Genomic DNA, 17561 nt, shown 5'->3' with positions numbered 1-17561 from the left:
TAAACAACGCGTCGCGGGTAAGAACCAGCCGTGCTGAGTCGGCCCTGCCGAGTCAGTCGTACCGAGCCAGTCGTACCTGAGCCAGCCATACTGAGCCAGCCGCACCGTCGCGGGTCCCGGAGGATGTCGTGAGCGACACACAGACACTGATCGAGAACCGTCCGCCGTCCGTGGCGGCCCTCTTCCTGGAGCGTGTGGCGGCCACTCCGGATGCCGAGGCCTACCGCTACCCCGTTCCGCCCGCGTCCGGCTCGGGTCCCGACGACTGGGAGTCGCTGACCTGGGCGCAGTCCGCCGAGCGGGTGTACGCCATCGCGGCCGGGCTGATCGAACTCGGCGTGCAGCCCGAGCAGCGCGTCGCGCTGGCCTCCTCCACCCGCCTGGAGTGGATCCTCGCCGACCTCGGCATCATGTGCGCCGGGGCGGCCACGACGACCGTCTATCCGCAGACCAACGCCGACGAGTCGGCGTTCATCCTCTCCGACTCCGAGAGCCGGGTGCTGATCGCGGAGAACGCCGAGCAGCTGGCCAAGGCGGAGCAGAAGCGTGCCGAGCTGCCCGAGCTGACCCACGTCGTGGTGATCGACGCGGACGGCGTCGAGACCGGCGACCGGGTGCTCAGCCTCGCCGAGCTGGAGCGCCGCGGAGCGGCGTACCTGGCGAAGAACCCGGACCTGATCCGGGAGCGGGTCGGCAAGATCACCAAGGATCAGCTCGCCACCCTCATCTACACCTCCGGTACCACCGGCCGGCCCAAGGGCGTCCGCCTCCCGCACGACAACTGGTCGTACATGGCCAAGGCGATCTCCGCGACCGGGCTGATCAGCGCCGAGGACGTGCAGTACCTGTGGCTGCCGCTCGCGCACGTCTTCGGCAAGGTGCTGACCTCCGGCCAGATCGAGGCCGGCCACGTCACGGCCGTCGACGGCCGCGTCGACAAGATCATCGAGAACCTGCCGGTCGTGCAGCCGACGTACATGGCCGCCGTGCCGCGCATCTTCGAGAAGGTCTACAACGGGGTCGCCGCCAAGGCCCGCGCGGGCGGCGGCGCCAAGTACAAGATCTTCCAGTGGGCCGCCGAGGTCGCCCGCGAGTACGCCAAGACCGCCCAGGACAACTTCCGGCGCACCGGCACCGCCTCCGTCCCCTTCGGGCTCGGCGCCAAGCACAAGGTCGCCGACGCCCTGGTCTACGCCAAGATCCGCCAGGCCTTCGGCGGCAGGCTGCGCGCCTGCGTCTCCGGCTCCGCCGCCCTCGCCCCGGAGATCGGCTACTTCTTCTCCGGCGCCGGCATCCACATCCTGGAGGGCTACGGCCTGACGGAGTCCTCCGCCGCCTCCTTCGTCAACCCCGGCGAGGCCTACCGCACCGGCACGGTCGGCAAGCCGCTGCCCGGCACGCAGGTGCGCATCGCGGACGACGGCGAGATCCTGCTGCGCGGCCCCGGCATCATGGAGGGCTACCACGGGCTGCCCGAGAAGACCGCCGAGGTGCTGGAGCCGGACGGCTGGTTCCACACCGGCGACATCGGCGAACTGTCGCCCGACGGCTACCTGCGCATCACCGACCGCAAGAAGGACCTCATCAAGACGTCCGGCGGCAAGTACATCGCGCCCGCCGAGGTCGAGGGCCAGTTCAAGGCGGTGTGCCCGTACGTCTCCAACATCCTCGTGCACGGCGCCGACCGGAACTTCTGCACGGCCCTCATCGCCCTGGACGAGCCGTCCATCCTGGAGTGGGCGAAGGACAACGGGCTGGAGGGCAAGCCGTACGCCGAGGTGGTGGCCGCGCCGGCCACCGTCGAGATGGTCCAGGGCTACGTCACGCAGCTCAACGAGGGGCTGCAGCGCTGGCAGACGATCAAGAAGTTCCGCCTGCTGCCGCGCGACCTCGACGTCGAGCACGGCGAGATCACACCGAGCCTGAAGCTGAAGCGGCCGGTCGTCGAACGGGAGTACAAGCACCTCATCGACGAGATGTACGCCGGCACGCGCGAGGGGTAGGACCGGCGCACGGCGGGGCGGGCGGGGCGTTCAGCCGGTCCGTCCGCTCCGCCGTGACACTTCGATCACCTGCTCGGGGCGGTCAGAAGTCGCGGCCCGGATGCTCGGACCCGCTCGGGATTGCGCTCCGCTTCGAGCACACGCGGAGCAGTTTCCGCAATCATGCCGACCTTCTTCGGTAACTCGCCGCTTACGGAAGCATTCGTTCTGTCACTCTGTCGGTGTCGACTGAGGCGTATGGGTGCTGACCGCTCGGGGAGCTGGACATGGGGGTCGTTCCGAGGCGACGGGAGACCGCTTCCGGTGTCCCCGATGTCTCCGATGTCTCCGGTGTCTGCGGTGCCTCCGACGCACCGGCGCGCCGCGGCGGGTCCCGGCCCGCGGAGGACGTCGCGGCGGGCGCGACCCTGCCCCCCGGCCCCGACACGCCGCGCTCCGCCCGCGATCTCGTGCGCGCCGCGCTGACCGAAGCGGCCCGGACCGGCCGGCCCGGCACCGAGCACCTCACCGAGCGTCTCGTCGAGGACGTCCTCGTCGTCGTCAGCGAACTCGTCACCAACGCCGTCGTGCACGCGGGCACCGAGGTCGAGGTGGTCTGCCGGGCGGAGGAGGCGCCCGGCGCCGTCGTCGTGGAGGTCTCCGACCGCCACCCCTCCCGCGCCCCGCGCGATCCGGTCACCGAACCGGCGCACGAGACGGAGTACGGCCGCGGCCTGCACCTGGTCGCCACGCTCGCCGAGTCCTGGGGCGTCACCTTCCGCAGGGGCGCCAAGACGGTGTGGGCGCGGCTGCCCGCCGACGGCAGCGCCCCCGCGCGCCGCACCGGCGAGCCGGCCGACCGGCCCGCCCCGCAGCACGACCTGGCCGTCGCCGGGTTCCTCGCCCCCGAGCCGCCCCTGTTCCCCGCTCCGCCCCTGTTCCCCGCTCCGCTCCGGATCCCGCTCACGGCGCGGTTCCAGGCGCAGCTCCCGGCCGCGCCCCCGCCCCCGCTGCCGGCCGCGCTCCGGGCGGCGGACGTCCGGCGCGCCGAGCGCGACCGGGACTGGCTGGGCCGCGGCGCCCTGTCGTTCCTCGCGGAGGCCTCCGACCTGCTCGCCGGGCAGCTCGACGAGAACCTGGTCGCCGCGCTCGCCGGCCAGCTGATCGTGCCGCGGCTCGCCGACTGGTGCGCGGTCTGGCTGGAGGACGAGATCACCGGCCGCGCGGGCCGGTCGGCCGACGGGACCCCCGGCGCCGGACCACGACTCGCCCGGGTCTGGCACAGCAGCGAGAACCGCATCGAGGAACTGCGCCGCGTCCTGGAGAAGGCCCCGCCCCGCCGCCGGGAGGCCGCCGGGAAGTCGGGGCCCGCGCCCTACGCCTGGCCCGGCGAGGCGCTCGGGCCGGGCGAGGCGGCCGGCACGGCACTCGCCCACCCGCTGATCGCGGGCGGCCGGCCGCTGGGCACGCTGGTGATCGGACGCGCCGGACTGCTCAGCTTCCCCGACGAGATCACCGGACTCGTCGAGGACTTCAGCCGCCGGGTGGCGCTGGCCGTCGGCGCGGCCCGCCAGTACGCCCGCCAGGCCACCATCAGCCGCGTCCTGCAGCGCGGCCTGCTGCCCACCGCCGTCGCCGAGATCCCCGGCGTGCGCAGCGCCCTCGTCTACGAGCCCTGCGACAAGGGCGGCCCCAGCGGCGACTTCTACGACCTCTTCCCGGCCGGCGAGGGCCGGTGGTGCTTCGCGGTCGGCGACGTGCAGGGCAAGGGCCCGGAGGCCGCCGTCGTCATCGGTCTCGTCCGGCCCTGGCTGCGGCTGCTCGCCCGTGAGGGCTACCGCGTCGCCGACGTGCTGGACCGGCTCAACCGGCTGCTCCTCGACGACGCGATGGAGGCCGCCGACGCCGCCGCCCGGGCCCTGGTACGGCCGCCCGGCCCCGGTGACGGCCCGCAGACCCGCTTCCTCTCCGTCCTCTTCGGCGAGCTGATCCCCTTCGAAGGCGGCGTCCGCTGCACCCTCGCCTCCGCCGGGCACCCGCTGCCGCTGCTGCTCGCACCCGACGGCGGCGTCCGCACCGTCGCCCGGCCGCAGACGCTCATCGGCGTCGTCGAGGACGAGACGTACACCAGCGAGACGTTCGACCTGCGGCCCGGCGACAGCCTGCTGTGCGTCACCGACGGCGTGACGGAGCGGCGCTGCGGCTCGCGCCAGTTCGACGACGCCGACGGGCTCGCGACGGCGCTCGCCGGGTGCGCCGGGCTGAGCGCCCCACTCATCGCCGAGCGCATCCGGCGGCTGGTGCACGCGTTCGGCGGCGGCGCCCCGGCGGAGGACGACCTGGCGCTGCTGGTGCTCCAGGCGGAGTAGCCGGCGGCGCTGTCGCTGCTCCAGGGCAGACAGCGCACGCCCGTCGTGCCCGGCCCCACGCCCACGGCCCCGCGCCCACGCCCACGGCCTCCGCGCCCACGCCCACGGCCTCCGCGCCCACGCCCACGGCCTCCGCGTCCGCGTCCACGGCCCCCGCGCCCACGCCCACGGCCTCCGCCCACGCCCACGGCCTCCGCGTCCGCGGTCCCCGCGTCCACGGCCCTCCGCCCACGTCCACGGCCTCCGCGTCCACGGCCTCCGCGTCCACGTCCACGGCCTCCGCGTCCGCGGCCTCCGCGTCCACGGCCCCGCGCCCACGGCCACGGCCTCCGCGTCCACGGCCCCGCGCCCACGGCCACGGCCCTCCGTCCGCGCCCGCGCCCACGGCCCTCCGTCCGCGCCCACGGCCATGGCCCGCGCCCACGGCCACGGCTCGGGCCCGCGGGTCCGGGCCCGCGGCCCATGGCTCGGTCTGGGCCTGTGGCCCACGGTTCGGGCCCGCGGCCTGCGGGCTGGAACGGGCCTGCGGCCGGGTCCACGGCCCGCGCCCCGGCCCGGGTCCACGGCCCGCGCCCCAGCCCGGACCGGGCCCCGCACGGGTGCGGGACAATGGAGCACATGCCTTCCGCACTCCCCGACGGCGAGCCCGTCCCCGCCGACGGCGCCCTGCCCGCGCCCGCGCTCGCCGGGGCGGCCGACCGCCCCCTCGGGTTCTACCTGCACGTCCCGTACTGCGCGACCCGCTGCGGCTACTGCGACTTCAACACCTACACGGCGACAGAGCTGCGCGGCACCGGCGGCGTCCTCGCCTCCCGCGACAACTACGCGGACACGCTGACCGACGAGATCCGGCTGGCCCGCAAGGTGCTCGGCGACGACCCGCGCGAGGTCCGCACCGTCTTCGTCGGCGGCGGCACCCCGACCCTGCTGGCCGCCGCCGACCTGGTACGGGCGCTGGGCGCGATCCGCGACGAGTTCGGCCTCGCGGCGGACGCGGAGATCACCACGGAGGCGAACCCGGAGTCGGTCGACCCGGCATACCTGGCCGCACTGCGGGAGGGCGGCTTCAACCGCGTCTCCTTCGGCATGCAGAGCGCCCGGCAGCACGTCCTGCGGGTCCTCGACCGCACCCACACCCCCGGCCGCCCGGAGGCCTGCGTCGCCGAGGCCCGCGCGGCCGGCTTCGCGCACGTCAACCTCGACCTGATCTACGGCACCCCGGGCGAGTCGGACGACGACTGGCGGGCCTCGCTGGACGCGGCGATCGGCGCCGGTCCCGACCACGTCTCGGCGTACGCCCTGATCGTCGAGGAGGGCACGCGGCTCGCCCACCGCATCCGCCGCGGCGAGGTCCCGATGACCGACGACGACGTGCACGCCGACCGCTACCTGATCGCGGAGGAGACCCTGTCGGCGGCCGGCTTCGGCTGGTACGAGGTCTCCAACTGGGCCACCTCCGCGCAGGCCCGCTGCCTGCACAACGAGCTGTACTGGCGCGGCGCCGACTGGTGGGGCGCGGGCCCCGGGGCGCACTCGCACGTCGGCGGGGTGCGCTGGTGGAACGTCAAGCACCCCGGCGCCTACGCCGCGGCCCTCGCCGCCGGGCGCTCGCCGGGGGCCGGCCGCGAGCTGCTGTCCGACGAGGACCGGCGCGTGGAGCGGATCCTGCTGGAGCTGCGGCTGCGGGAGGGCGTACCGCTGTCCCTGCTGAAGCCGGACGGCCTGACGGCCTCCCGGCGCGCACTGGCGGACGGACTGCTGGACAGCGGACCGTACGACGAGGGACGGGCGGCCCTCACCCTGCGCGGACGGCTGCTGGCGGACGCGGTGGTCCGGGACCTGGTGGACTGATCACCCGGCGGAGTGAATCAGTGCGGAACGCCGGTCCGGTCCCTAACCTGGTTCGTAGGCTGCCGGCCGTACACACGGCGGCGGGAGCGGAGGACCACGGAGATGACCGCTGTGGATGATCGCCGGGTGCATGAGGCATTCGAGAACCTGGAGGTTCCCGAGGGCTTCAAGGCTGAGCTCATCCGGGGGGAAATCGTGATGATGGCCGGGCCCGACAAGGTCCACAACCGCATCGTGCAGTCGGTGCAGGACCAGATCCCCTCCGGGAGGTGGGAGCGGCTGCGGACGCAGGACATCGCGTTCCCGGACGAGGACAGCGAGCCCCAGCCGGACCTCGTGGTCATGGAGATCGGCGCCGACGACACCCCGGGCCGGCTGGTCCCCGCGGACGCCGTGACGATGCTGGTCGAAGTGGTCTCCAAGACCAGCGTCCACCGGGACTACGTCGAGAAGCGGTCGATCTACGCCGCGGGCGGCGTCCCGGCGTATCTGGTCATCGATCCCTTCCGGGCCAGGTGCCTGGTGCTGGCGGAGCCGACCGGCAGGGGCCTGGCGGCGGACTACCAGTACGAGCGCACCCGCAAGTTCGGTGACCCGGTGCCGTTGCCGATCGTGGGGGTGGACCTCGACACCGGCGGGTTCGGCACCCTGCCGCCGCTCACGGCTGAGCCGTGACGAAGTCGATCAGCTCCTCCACCCGCCCCAGCAGCTCCGGCTCCAGGTCCTTGTAGGACGTCACCCGCGCCAGGATCGCCTGCCACACGGCGCCCGTGTTGTCCGACGGCCAGCCCAGCGCCCGGCACACGCCCGTCTTCCAGTCCTGCCCGTGCGGCACGCGCGGCCAGCCCGCGATGCCCAGGGACGACGGCTTCACCGCCTCCCAGACGTCGATGTACGGATGGCCGACGACCAGCGCGTGCTCGCTGGTCACCTGCTGCGCGATCCGCCACTCCTTCGACCCGGGGACCAGGTGGTCGACCAGGACGCCCAGCCGCGCGTCCGGGCCCGGCGCGAACCCGGCCACGATCGACGGCAGGTCGTCCACGCCCTCCAGGTACTCCACCACCACGCCCTCGACGCGCAGGTCGTCGCCCCACACCTTCTCGACCAGCTCCGCGTCGTGCCGTCCCTCGACGTAGATGCGCCCGGCGCGGGCCACCCGCGCGCGTGCGCCGGGCACGGCGACCGAACCGGACGCCGTACGGGTGGGCCGCAGCGGGCCGGAAGCAGGCTTGACGAGCGTCACCGGGCGGCCCTCCAGCAGGAACCCGCGCGGCTCCAGCGGGAACACCCGGTGCTTGCCGAAGCGGTCCTCCAGGGTCACCGCGCCCGCCTCGCAGCGGATCACCGCCCCGCAGAAGCCGCTGGCGGGCTCCTCGACCACCAGGCCCGGCTCCGCCGGGACCTCCGGCACGGGCTGGGGCTTCTTCCACGGAGGGGTCAGGTCCGGAGAGTACTGGCGCATTCGAACGACGATAGGAGAACCGTCCCGCCGATCACCGCGACACGCCGAAACGGTCCGCCAGCGCGTCCCGCTGCGCCCGGACGAACGCCGCGTCGACCACCGCTCCGTGACCGGGCACGTACAGCGCGTCCTCGCCGCCGAGGGCGAGCAGCCGGTCCAGCGCGGCCGGCCAGCGCGACGGCACCGCGTCCGGGCCCGCCTGCGGCTCGCCCGACTCCTCGACCAGGTCCCCGCAGAAGACGACCTCCGGGGCGCCCGGGACCAGCACGACCAGGTCGTGCGCGGTGTGCGCCGGGCCCACGTTCGCCAGCAGCACCTGCCGGCCGCCGCCCAGGTCGAGCGTCCACTCGCCGCTGACGTGATGGCGGGGCGCGGTGAGCGCGTCCACAGCCTCCTCGGCCAGCCGCGCGTCCAGTCCGCACCGCACCGCGTCCGCGCGCAGCTCCTCGCGCCCGTGCCGCCCGGTGAACACCGCCTCGGCGCCGACCGCGCCGAACACCTCCGCGCCCGCGAACGCCGCCGCCCCGAAGACATGGTCGAAATGGGGGTGGGTGAGAGCGAGATGGGTCACACGGTGACCGGCCAGCCGCTGCGCCTGCGCCCGCAGCCGCGCCCCCTCCGGCAGGCTCGACCCCGCGTCGACCACCAGCGCCGTGCCGGCCCCGACGACCAGCCCGGCCGTGCAGTCCCAGCCCGGAAGCCGGCACCGTCCGACCCCGGCCGCCAGCCGCTCCCACCCGAGCTCTTCCCAAGTCACCGTCATACCGCGACGCTAGTGCCTGTCTGACGATTCCCGCCTGCCTCGCGACGCCTGGCACGCGCGCCAGACGCCGCGAGGCCCGCCCTTCGGGCGGACCACGGGAATCGCCAGACGGGCCCGGCCGTACGGACCCGCCCCGGCAGGCCCGACCTTGCCCAGTCGGTACCCCACCGCCGTACACTGGCCGGGGAACGCTGGCACTCGCACGCGCAGAGTGCCAGGCAAGGCGTCAGGGGACGACTTTCTGGAGGTGTGCGCCATGCTGAGTGAACGACGGCTCCAGGTATTGCGCGCCATCGTCCAGGACTACGTCGGCACCGAGGAGCCGGTCGGGTCGAAGGCCCTGACCGAGCGGCACAGCCTCGGCGTGTCCCCGGCGACCGTGCGCAACGACATGGCGGCCCTGGAGGACGAGGGATACATCGCCCAGCCGCACACCAGCGCCGGGCGCATCCCCACCGACAAGGGCTACCGGCTGTTCGTCGACAAGCTCGCGGGCGTCAAACCGATGAGCGCCCCCGAGCGGCGCGCGATCCAGAACTTCCTCGACGGCGCCGTCGACCTCGACGACGTCGTGGCGCGCACGGTGCGGCTGCTCGCGCAGCTCACCCGGCAGGTCGCCGTCGTGCAGTACCCGTCGCTCACCCGGTCCACGGTCCGGCACGTGGAACTGCTCTCGCTCGCCCCCGCGCGCGTGATGCTCGTGCTGATCACCGACACCGGCCGGGTCGAGCAGCGCATGGTCGACTGCCCGGCGCCGTTCGGGGAGGCGTCCCTCGCGGACCTGCGGGCGCGGCTGAACAGCCGGGTCGCGGGCCGCCGGTTCACGGACGTCCCGCGGCTGGTGGAAGACCTCCCCGAGGGCTTCGACGTCGAGGACCGCGGCACCGTCTCGACGGTGCTGTCGACCCTCCTGGAGACGCTCGTCGAGGAGAACGAGGAGCGGCTGATGATCGGCGGCACCGCCAACCTGACCCGCTTCGGACACGACTTCCCCCTCACCATCCGGCCCGTCCTGGAGGCCCTGGAGGAGCAGGTCGTCCTCCTCAAACTCCTCGGCGAGGCAGGCGATTCGGGCATGACCGTGCGCATCGGGCACGAGAACGCCTATGAAGGACTCAACTCCACGTCCGTGGTCTCGGTCGGCTACGGTTCGGGCGGCGAGGCAGTCGCCAAGCTCGGCGTGGTCGGACCGACCCGCATGGATTACCCGGGAACGATGGGAGCGGTACGCGCAGTGGCACGGTACGTCGGACAGATCCTGGCGGAGTCGTAAGTGGCCACGGACTACTACGCCGTTCTCGGCGTGCGCCGCGACGCGTCGCAGGAAGAGATCAAGAAGGCCTTCCGGCGGCTCGCACGCGAGCTGCACCCGGACGTCAACCCCGATCCGAAGACCCAGGAGCGGTTCAAGGAGATCAACGCCGCCTACGAGGTGCTGTCGGACCCGCAGAAGAAGCAGGTCTACGACCTCGGCGGCGACCCGCTCTCGCAGTCCGGCGGCGCCGGCGCGGGCGGCTTCGGCGCGGGCGGCTTCGGGAACTTCTCGGACATCATGGACGCCTTCTTCGGTACGGCGTCCCAGCGCGGCCCGCGCTCGCGCACCCGGCGCGGCCAGGACGCGATGATCCGCCTGGAGATCGACCTCGACGAGGCGGCCTTCGGCACCACGAAGGACATCCAGGTCGACACGGCGATCGTCTGCTCCACCTGCAACGGTGAGGGCGCCGCGCCGGGCACCTCCGCCCAGACCTGCGACATGTGCCGCGGCCGCGGCGAGGTCTCCCAGGTCACCCGGTCCTTCCTGGGGCAGGTCATGACCTCCCGCCCCTGCCCGCAGTGCCAGGGCTTCGGCACGGTCGTGCCCACCCCCTGCCCGGAGTGCGCGGGCGACGGCCGGATCCGCTCCCGCCGCACGCTGACCGTCAAGATTCCGGCCGGCGTCGACAACGGCACCCGCATCCAGCTCGCGGGGGAGGGCGAGGTCGGCCCCGGCGGCGGCCCGGCCGGCGACCTCTACGTCGAGATCCACGAACTGCCGCACCCGATGTTCCAGCGGCGCGGCGACGACCTGCACTGCACGGTCACCATCCCGATGACCGCGGCCGCCCTCGGCACCAAGGTCCCGCTGGAGACCCTCGACGGCCTCGAAGAGGTCGACATCCGCCCGGGCACCCAGTCGGGCCAGTCGATCCCGCTGCACGGCCGGGGCGTCACCCATCTGCGCGGCGGCGGCCGGGGCGACCTCATCGTCCACGTCGAGGTGCAGACCCCCACCAAGCTCGACGTCGAGCAGGAACGCCTGCTGCGCGAGCTCGCCAAGCTGCGCGGCGAGGAACGCCCGCAGGGCCAGTTCCAGCCGGGCCAGCAGGGCCTGTTCTCCCGGCTCAAGGACGCCTTCAACGGGCGCTGACGACACCGGACGCCCCTGGCCCCGGCCGGGGGCGTCCCGATTCGGACTTGTCCATGGGACGTGACAACATGCGGTCATGTCCTCCGCACTGACCGATCTCTGTCCCCACCCGATCGTGCAGGCCCCCATGGCGGGCGGCGTTTCCGTGCCCCACCTCGCCGCCGCCGTCTGCGCGGCCGGCGGGCTCGGTTTCCTCGCCGCCGGGTACAAGACCGCCGACGGCATGTACCAGGAGATCAAGCAGCTGCGGAGCATCACCGACCGGCCCTTCGGCGTGAACCTCTTCATGCCGCAGCCCGACCACTCCGACCCCGCCACGGTGGAGCTCTACGCCCACCAGCTGGCCGGCGAGGCCTCCTGGTACGGCACCGAGCTCGGCGACCCCGACAACGGCCGCGACGACGGCTACGACGCCAAGCTCGCCGTGCTGCTCGACAACCCGGTCCCGGTGGTCTCCTTCCACTTCGGCGTCCCCACCCGCGACGTCCTCGACTCCCTGCGCCGCGCCGGCACCTTCACCATGGCCACCGCGACCACCGCGGAGGAGGCCCTCGCCGTGCAGCGGGCCGGCGCCGACGCGGTGATAGCCCAGGGCGTCGAGGCCGGCGGCCACCAGGGCACCCACCGCGACGTCCCGGAGAACGACCGCGCCGGCATCGGCCTGCTGTCCCTGGTCGCCCAGATCCGCGAGACCGTGAGCATCCCGGTCGTCGCCGCCGGCGGCATCATGCGCGGCAGCCAGATCGCCGCCGTCCTCGCCGCCGGCGCGAGCGCCGCCCAGCTCGGCACCGCGTTCCTGGTCACCCCGGAGTCCGGGGCGAGCGCCGTGCACAAGCAGGCGCTGACCAACCCCCTGTTCGTCCGCACCGAGCTGACCCGCGCGTTCTCCGGCCGCCCGGCCCGCGGCCTGGTCAACCGCTTCCTGCGGGAACACGGCCCGTACGCCCCCGCCGCCTACCCCGACGTCCACCACCTCACCGCGCCGCTGCGGAAGGCGGCGGCGAAGGCCGGCGACGCGCAGGGCATGGCGCTGTGGGCCGGGCAGGGCCACCGGATGGCCCGGGAGCTGTCCGCGGGACAGCTGGTGGAGGTACTGGCCGCCGAACTCGAGGAAGCGGGAGCGGCGCTGTCGGAAGGCGGTGTGCGATGACGGCCCCGGTGTTCGTGCTCGATCCGCTGGTCCTGCCGGACCTCTGCGGAGGGGAGTACGTCCTGGACGGCCCGGAGGGACGGCACGCCGTCTCCGTGAAGCGGATGCGGCCCGGCGAGGACGTCATCCTCACCGACGGCCGCGGACGCTGGACGGAGGGCGTCGTCAAGGCCGCCGAGGGCAAGGACCGCCTCGTCGTCATGGACCTGGAGAGCGTCCACGAGGAGCCCCCGGAGCAGCCCCGCATCACCGTCGTGCAGGCCCTGCCCAAGGGCGACCGGGGCGAGCTGGCGGTGGAGACGATGACCGAGACCGGCGTCGACGCGATCGTGCCGTGGACGGCCTCCCGCTGCGTCACCCAGTGGAAGGGCGAGCGGGGCCTGAAGTCCCTCGCCAAGTGGCGGGCGACCGCCCGGGAGGCCGGCAAGCAGTCCCGCCGGGTCCGCTTCCCCGAGGTCGCGGACGCGGCGACGAGCAAGCAGGTCGCCGCACTTCTCGCCGAGGCCGACTTCGCCGCCGTGCTGCACGAGGACCGCGCCTACCCCAGCGTGCCGCTCGCCACCGCCGAACTCCCTGCCGAGGGCGAGATCGTGCTGGTCGTCGGCCCCGAAGGGGGCGTCTCCCCCGAGGAGTTGGAACTGTTCGAGCAGGCGGGGGCGAAGACGTACCGGCTGGGCCGCAGCGTGCTGCGCACCTCCACCGCCGGCACGGCGGCGACCGCCCTGCTCCTCGGCCGTACCGGCCGCTGGTCCTGACCGCCCCCTCCTGACCGCTCAGGGAGACCCCGTGGAACTCGCCCAAGTCCGGCTCCTCGTCAGCGACTTCCCCGCCTGCTACCGCTTCTACGCCGACGTCCTCGGGCTGAAGCCGCAGTCGGGGGCGAGCCGGGGACCGTACGAAAAGTTCAGCCCGGCCGCCGGCTCCGCGGGCATCGCCCTGCAGGACCGGGCGGTGATGGCGGAGATCCTCGACGAACTGGGCGGACCGGCCGACGGACACCGCTCCCTGGTGGTGCTGCGCGTCGACGACCTGAACGCCTACTGCGAACAGATCACCGCTCGCGGAGCGACCCTGCTGCACGGCCCGGCCGCCATGACGGACCGCCTGCGCGTGGCCCATCTCAAGGACCCCGAGGGCAACCTGGTGGAACTTCAGGAGTGGCTCCTGCTGCGCACCTGACGACCGCACTTCCGGGGCGGTCGCGGACGACCCCCGGCCGCCCCGCAAGAGCCGCCCGGGGGCGCGTTCGTGGCCGTATGCGCCCTACCGCGCCGGCGCGGTCGGTGGCAGGCTGCCCTTCATGGGGGCGTTGAGGCGGTATCGGCGCCGGCCACGCGGGTCGCGGGCGGCGGCCGTGGCCGGGATCGTGGTGGCGGGCGTCGGCGGGATCGTGGCCTGCGAGCCGGGCGGACTGAGCTCCGCGGCGGTCGCGTACACCACCGACCAGACGGCGACCAAGGCGCTGGAGCGGCAGAAACTCGACGTGCAGTGGCTGAGCTGCACGGCCGACTACGGCAACGACGCGAAGGGTTCCGCGCCCACGGCGAGCGAGACCGGCGTCGCGAACGTCGACTGCCGGGGCAGGACCAAGGACGGCCGGGAGATCACCGTCACCGGCACCGTCACCCGCGCCGTGAACGGCTCCTGCGTGCGCGGCGACCTCACCGCAAAGGTGGGCGGCAAGGTGCGGTTCCACGTGAGCGGACTCGGCAACTGCGACGCCACTCCGTCCCCCGTCGGCAACAACCCGGCGGGCGGGCAGCCCGGACCCACCGCCACCGTCACGGTCACCCGGACCATCTGGTGCGCGAGCGACCCGCAGTGCCGGCCGGTCGAGGGCAAGTGACGGCCCGGCCGGGCGCGCCGGCGACCGATCCCACACCCCCTGTCGCGCGGCGCCGCCGCTGCATAGGGTGATCGGGTGACACAGCCCGCAGCGCCCGCGTATCTCCGCCACCCCCATCTGCACGGCGATTCGGTCGCGTTCACCGCCGAGGACGACGTGTGGCTCGCCCCGCTCGGCGGCGGCCGGGCGTGGCGGGTCAGCGCCGACAACATGCCGGTCGGCCAGCCGCGCATCTCGCCCGACGGCACGACCGTCGCCTGGACCTCCACCCGCGACGGCGCCCCCGAGGTGCACGTCGCGCCGGTCGACGGCGGCCCCTCCACCCGCCTGACGTACTGGGGCAGCTGGACCGCCGTGCGCGGCTGGACACCCGACGGGCGGGTCCTCGCGATCAGCGCCGACGGACAGGCGAGCGCGCGCCGCACCTGGGCCCGCGCCGTCCCGCTCGACGGCGGACCGGCCACCACGCTGCCGTACGGGCCGGTCGGCGACGTCGCGTACGGCCCGAGCACCGTGCTGCTGTCGGCGCCCATGGGCCTGGAGGCCGCCCGCTGGAAGCGCTACCGCGGCGGCACGGCGGGCAAGCTGTGGATCGACCGCGACGGCGACGGCGAGTTCGTACGGCTGCACGAGGACCTCGACGGCAACATCGAGTGCCCCGTCTGGGCGGGGGACCGTATCGCCTTCCTGTCCGACCACGAAGGCGTCGGGGCGCTGTACTCCTCGCTCGCCGACGGCTCCGACCTGCGCCGCCACACCCCGGTCGAGCACGGCTTCTACGCCCGGCACGCCTCCGGCGACGGCACCCGCGTCGTCTACTGCTCCGCCGGCGAGCTGTGGATCCTGGACGACCTCGACGGCGCCGAGCCGCGCCGGCTCGACATCCGCCTCGGCGGGCAGCGCACCGACCTGCAGCCGTACACCGTCGACGCCGCCCGCTGCTTCCGGTCCGCCGCCCCCGACCACACCGCGCGCGGCAGCGCCGTCTGCGTGCGCGGTGCCGTCCACTGGGTCACCCACCGCTCCGGCCCGGCCCGCGCGCTGGCCGCCGAACCCGGCGTACGGGCCCGGCTGCCGCGCGCCTTCCGCACCGACGGCGAGGAATGGGCGGTGTGGGTGACGGACGCCGAGGGCGACGACGCCCTCGAGTTCGCCCCGGCCACCGGCCTCGCGCCCGGCGCCACCCCGCGCCGGCTCGCCGCCGGACAGCTCGGCCGGGTCCTGGAGCTCGCGATGGCGCCCGACGGCAGCCGCGCCGCGGTCGCCTCCCACGACGGACGGCTGCTGCTCGTCGAACGCGACAGCGGCGAGGTGCGCGAGGTCGACCGCAGCGCGGACGGCGAGGTGTCCGGGCTGGTCTTCTCGCCGGACTCGGCGTGGCTCGCCTGGTCCCACCCCGGCCCGCGCCCGCTGTCCCAGCTCAAGCTCGCCAACACCGCCGACCTGTCGGTCACCGAGGCCACCCCGCTGCGCTTCCAGGACTACGCCCCCGCGTTCACCCTCGACGGCAGGCACCTTGCCTTCCTCTCCAGCCGCTCCTTCGACCCCGTCTACGACGAGCACGTCTTCGACCTGGCGTTCGTGGTCGGCTCCCGCCCGTACCTGATCACCCTGGCCGCGACCACGCCCTCGCCGTTCGGCCCGCAGCGGCACGGCCGCCCCTTCGACGCGCCCGACAAGGACGAGACCCCCGACAGCGAGGGCGCCCCCGCCACCCGCATAGACCTGGAGGGCCTCGCCGACCGCATCGTGCCCTTCCCGGTCGAGGCCGCCCGCTACTCCGGCCTGCGCGCGGCGAAGGACGGCGTGCTGTGGCTGCGCCACCCGGTGGAGGGCGTCCTCGGCGCCTCCCGCGCCACCCCCGAGGACACCGACCCCGGCAGCGACCTGGAGCGCTACGACCTGCTCCAGCAGCGCGTCGAGCACCTCGCCTCCGACGCCGAGGACTTCGAGGTCAGCGGGGACGGCAAGCGGGTCCTGCTGTGGACGGGCGACCGCCTGCGGGTCGTGCCCAGCGACCGGCGCGCCTCGGGCGACGAGGACAGCGACAGCAACGTCACCGTCGACCTCACCCGGGTCCGGCAGACCGTCGACCCGGCCGCCGAGTGGCGGCAGATGTACGAGGAGACCGGCCGCGTCATGCGGGACCACTTCTGGCGGCCGGACATGGGCGGCGTCGACTGGGACGGCGTCCTCGGCCGCTACCGGCCCGTCCTCGACCGCGTCGCCACCCACAGCGACCTGGTGGACCTGCTGTGGGAGGTACAGGGCGAACTCGGCACCTCGCACGCCTACGTCGTGCCCCGCGGCGGCTCCGGCGGTCCCCGCCAGGGACTGCTCGGCGCGGACGTCTCCCGGCACGAGGACGGCAGCTGGCGCGTCGACCGCGTCCTGCCCGCGGAGACCTCCGACCCGGACGCCCGCTCCCCGCTCGCCGCGCCCGGCGTCGCGATCCGCGCGGGCGACGCGATCGTCGCGGTCGCCGGCCGCCCGGTGGACCCGGTCACCGGTCCCGCCCCGCTGCTGGTCGGCACGGCGGGCAAGCCCGTGGAGCTGACCGTCTCGCCGGCCGGCGGGGGCGAGCCGCGGCACGCGGTCGTCGTGCCGATCGCGGACGAGACGCCGCTGCGCTACCACGCCTGGGTGGCCGACCGCCGCGCCCACGTCCACGAACGCTCCGACGGCCGCCTCGGCTACCTCCACGTCCCCGACATGATGGCCCCCGGCTGGGCGCAGATCCACCGCGACCTGCGGATCGAGGTGGCGCGCGAGGGGCTCGTGGTGGACCTGCGGGAGAACGCCGGCGGTCACACCTCCCAGCTGGTCGTCGAGAAGCTGGCCCGGCGCGTCGTCGGCTGGGGCGTGCCGCGCGGCATGCGGCCCTACAGCTATCCCATGGACGCGCCCCGCGGCCCGGTCGTCGCCGTCGCCGACGAGTGGTCCAGCTCCGACGGCGACATCGTCAACGCGGCGATCAAGGCGCTCGGCATCGGCCCGGTGGTCGGCACCCGCACGTGGGGCGGCGTCATCGGCATCGACAGCCGCTACCGGCTGGTCGACGGCACCCTGATCACGCAGCCCAAGTACGCGATGTGGCTGGAGGGCTACGACTGGTCGGTGGAGAACCGCGGCGTCGACCCCGACATCGAGGTGGTGCAGCGCCCGCAGGACTGGCAGGAGGGCCGGGACGCCCAGCTCGACGAGGCGATCCGGACGGCGCTGCGGGCGCTGGAGACCAGCCCGGCGAAGACGCCGCCCGGCCTGCCGTCATGACCGTGCCGGCGACCGCCCGGCAGGCCCCCGATCAGCCGCACCGGGCGACGATACGATGCCTCACGTAAAGCGCCGCCGATACCCGGAGGGACCATGGCAGGGGAGCCGCAGGACGACTGCCTGTTCTGCAAGATCGTCGCGGGGACCGTCCCCTCGACCGTCGTCCGCGAGACGGAGACGACCGTCGCCTTCCGGGACATAAACCCGCAGGCCCCCACGCACGTGCTGGTGATCCCCAAGGCGCACTACCGGGACGCCGCCGCGCTCGCCGCCGGCGCGCCGCAGCTCGCCGCGGACGTGCTGCGCGAGACCCAGGCCGTCGCCGACGAGGAGAAGCTGGACAGCTACCGCGTCGTCTTCAACACCGGCAGCGGGGCCGGCCAGACCGTCTGGCACGCCCACGCCCACGTCCTCGGCGGCCGCGGCCTGCAGTGGCCCCCCGGGTGAGGCGT

The 17561-nt window shown here is 74.2% G+C and carries 14 protein-coding genes; 12 read left to right on the top strand and 2 right to left on the bottom strand.

The features are described from left to right. The first annotated feature begins 128 nt into the window (after positions 1–128). From VKA29_RS06975 to VKA29_RS06960, 4 genes are all read left to right on the top strand, one after another. Entirely contained in the window at positions 129–2003 is a 1875-nt protein-coding gene (locus VKA29_RS06975) for an AMP-dependent synthetase/ligase (RefSeq protein ID WP_324784325.1), read from the top strand. A 266-nt stretch (positions 2004–2269) separates the two neighbouring features. Beyond that, the gene (locus VKA29_RS06970) at positions 2270–4351 is read left to right on the top strand and encodes a SpoIIE family protein phosphatase (RefSeq protein ID WP_324784324.1); all 2082 of its coding nucleotides are present in this window, start codon (positions 2270–2272) and stop codon (positions 4349–4351) included. Positions 4352–4969: 618 nt separating this feature from the next. Further along, a complete protein-coding gene (hemW, locus tag VKA29_RS06965) occupies positions 4970–6202 on the top strand; it encodes a radical SAM family heme chaperone HemW (protein WP_324784323.1) in 1233 nt (410 codons plus the stop codon). A 102-nt stretch (positions 6203–6304) separates the two neighbouring features. Next, the gene (locus VKA29_RS06960; protein WP_324784322.1) at positions 6305–6877 is read left to right on the top strand and encodes a Uma2 family endonuclease; all 573 of its coding nucleotides are present in this window, start codon (positions 6305–6307) and stop codon (positions 6875–6877) included. On the opposite strand, the gene VKA29_RS06955 is transcribed toward VKA29_RS06960, so the two are convergent. After that, positions 6861–7667: a DUF3097 domain-containing protein gene (locus VKA29_RS06955; RefSeq protein ID WP_324784321.1), complete on the bottom strand. Its 807-nt coding sequence runs from the start codon at positions 7665–7667 to the stop codon at positions 6861–6863. The genes VKA29_RS06960 and VKA29_RS06955 overlap by 17 nt on opposite strands. Positions 7668–7698: 31 nt before the next feature. Further along, positions 7699–8430: an MBL fold metallo-hydrolase gene (locus VKA29_RS06950; protein ID WP_324784320.1), complete on the bottom strand. Its 732-nt coding sequence runs from the start codon at positions 8428–8430 to the stop codon at positions 7699–7701. A gap of 256 nt (positions 8431–8686) precedes the next feature. Between VKA29_RS06950 and hrcA the strand changes: the two genes are divergently transcribed. The 8 genes from hrcA (at position 8687) to VKA29_RS06910 (ending at position 17556) form a co-directional block, all read left to right on the top strand. Then, positions 8687–9703, top strand: coding sequence for a heat-inducible transcriptional repressor HrcA (hrcA, locus tag VKA29_RS06945; protein WP_324784319.1), 1017 nt, complete (start codon positions 8687–8689; stop codon positions 9701–9703). Then, on the top strand, positions 9704–10840 hold the full coding sequence (gene dnaJ / locus VKA29_RS06940) for a molecular chaperone DnaJ (protein WP_324784318.1): 1137 nt from the start codon (positions 9704–9706) through the stop codon (positions 10838–10840). A gap of 76 nt (positions 10841–10916) precedes the next feature. Next, on the top strand, positions 10917–11990 hold the full coding sequence (locus tag VKA29_RS06935; RefSeq protein WP_324784317.1) for a nitronate monooxygenase: 1074 nt from the start codon (positions 10917–10919) through the stop codon (positions 11988–11990). Next, positions 11987–12745 (top strand): 16S rRNA (uracil(1498)-N(3))-methyltransferase, encoded by a 759-nt coding sequence (locus VKA29_RS06930; protein WP_324784316.1) that lies wholly within the window; start codon positions 11987–11989, stop codon positions 12743–12745. The genes VKA29_RS06935 and VKA29_RS06930 overlap by 4 nt, the downstream gene beginning before the upstream one ends. A 31-nt stretch (positions 12746–12776) precedes the next feature. Further along, a complete protein-coding gene (locus tag VKA29_RS06925) occupies positions 12777–13169 on the top strand; it encodes a VOC family protein (protein WP_324784315.1) in 393 nt (130 codons plus the stop codon). A 121-nt stretch (positions 13170–13290) separates the two neighbouring features. After that, entirely contained in the window at positions 13291–13836 is a 546-nt protein-coding gene (locus tag VKA29_RS06920) for a hypothetical protein (RefSeq protein ID WP_324784314.1), read from the top strand. Between the two features lie 75 nt (positions 13837–13911). Further along, the gene (locus VKA29_RS06915) at positions 13912–17109 is read left to right on the top strand and encodes a S41 family peptidase (RefSeq protein ID WP_324784313.1); all 3198 of its coding nucleotides are present in this window, start codon (positions 13912–13914) and stop codon (positions 17107–17109) included. A gap of 93 nt (positions 17110–17202) precedes the next feature. Next, complete coding sequence (locus tag VKA29_RS06910) at positions 17203–17556, top strand: histidine triad nucleotide-binding protein (protein WP_324784312.1); 354 nt, start codon at positions 17203–17205, stop codon at positions 17554–17556. Positions 17557–17561 lie beyond the last annotated feature (5 nt).

Source organism: Streptomyces sp. H51 (assembly GCF_035656535.1).
Taxonomy (GTDB): domain Bacteria; phylum Actinomycetota; class Actinomycetes; order Streptomycetales; family Streptomycetaceae; genus Streptomyces.
This window is presented reverse-complemented; position numbering and strand designations above follow the sequence as displayed.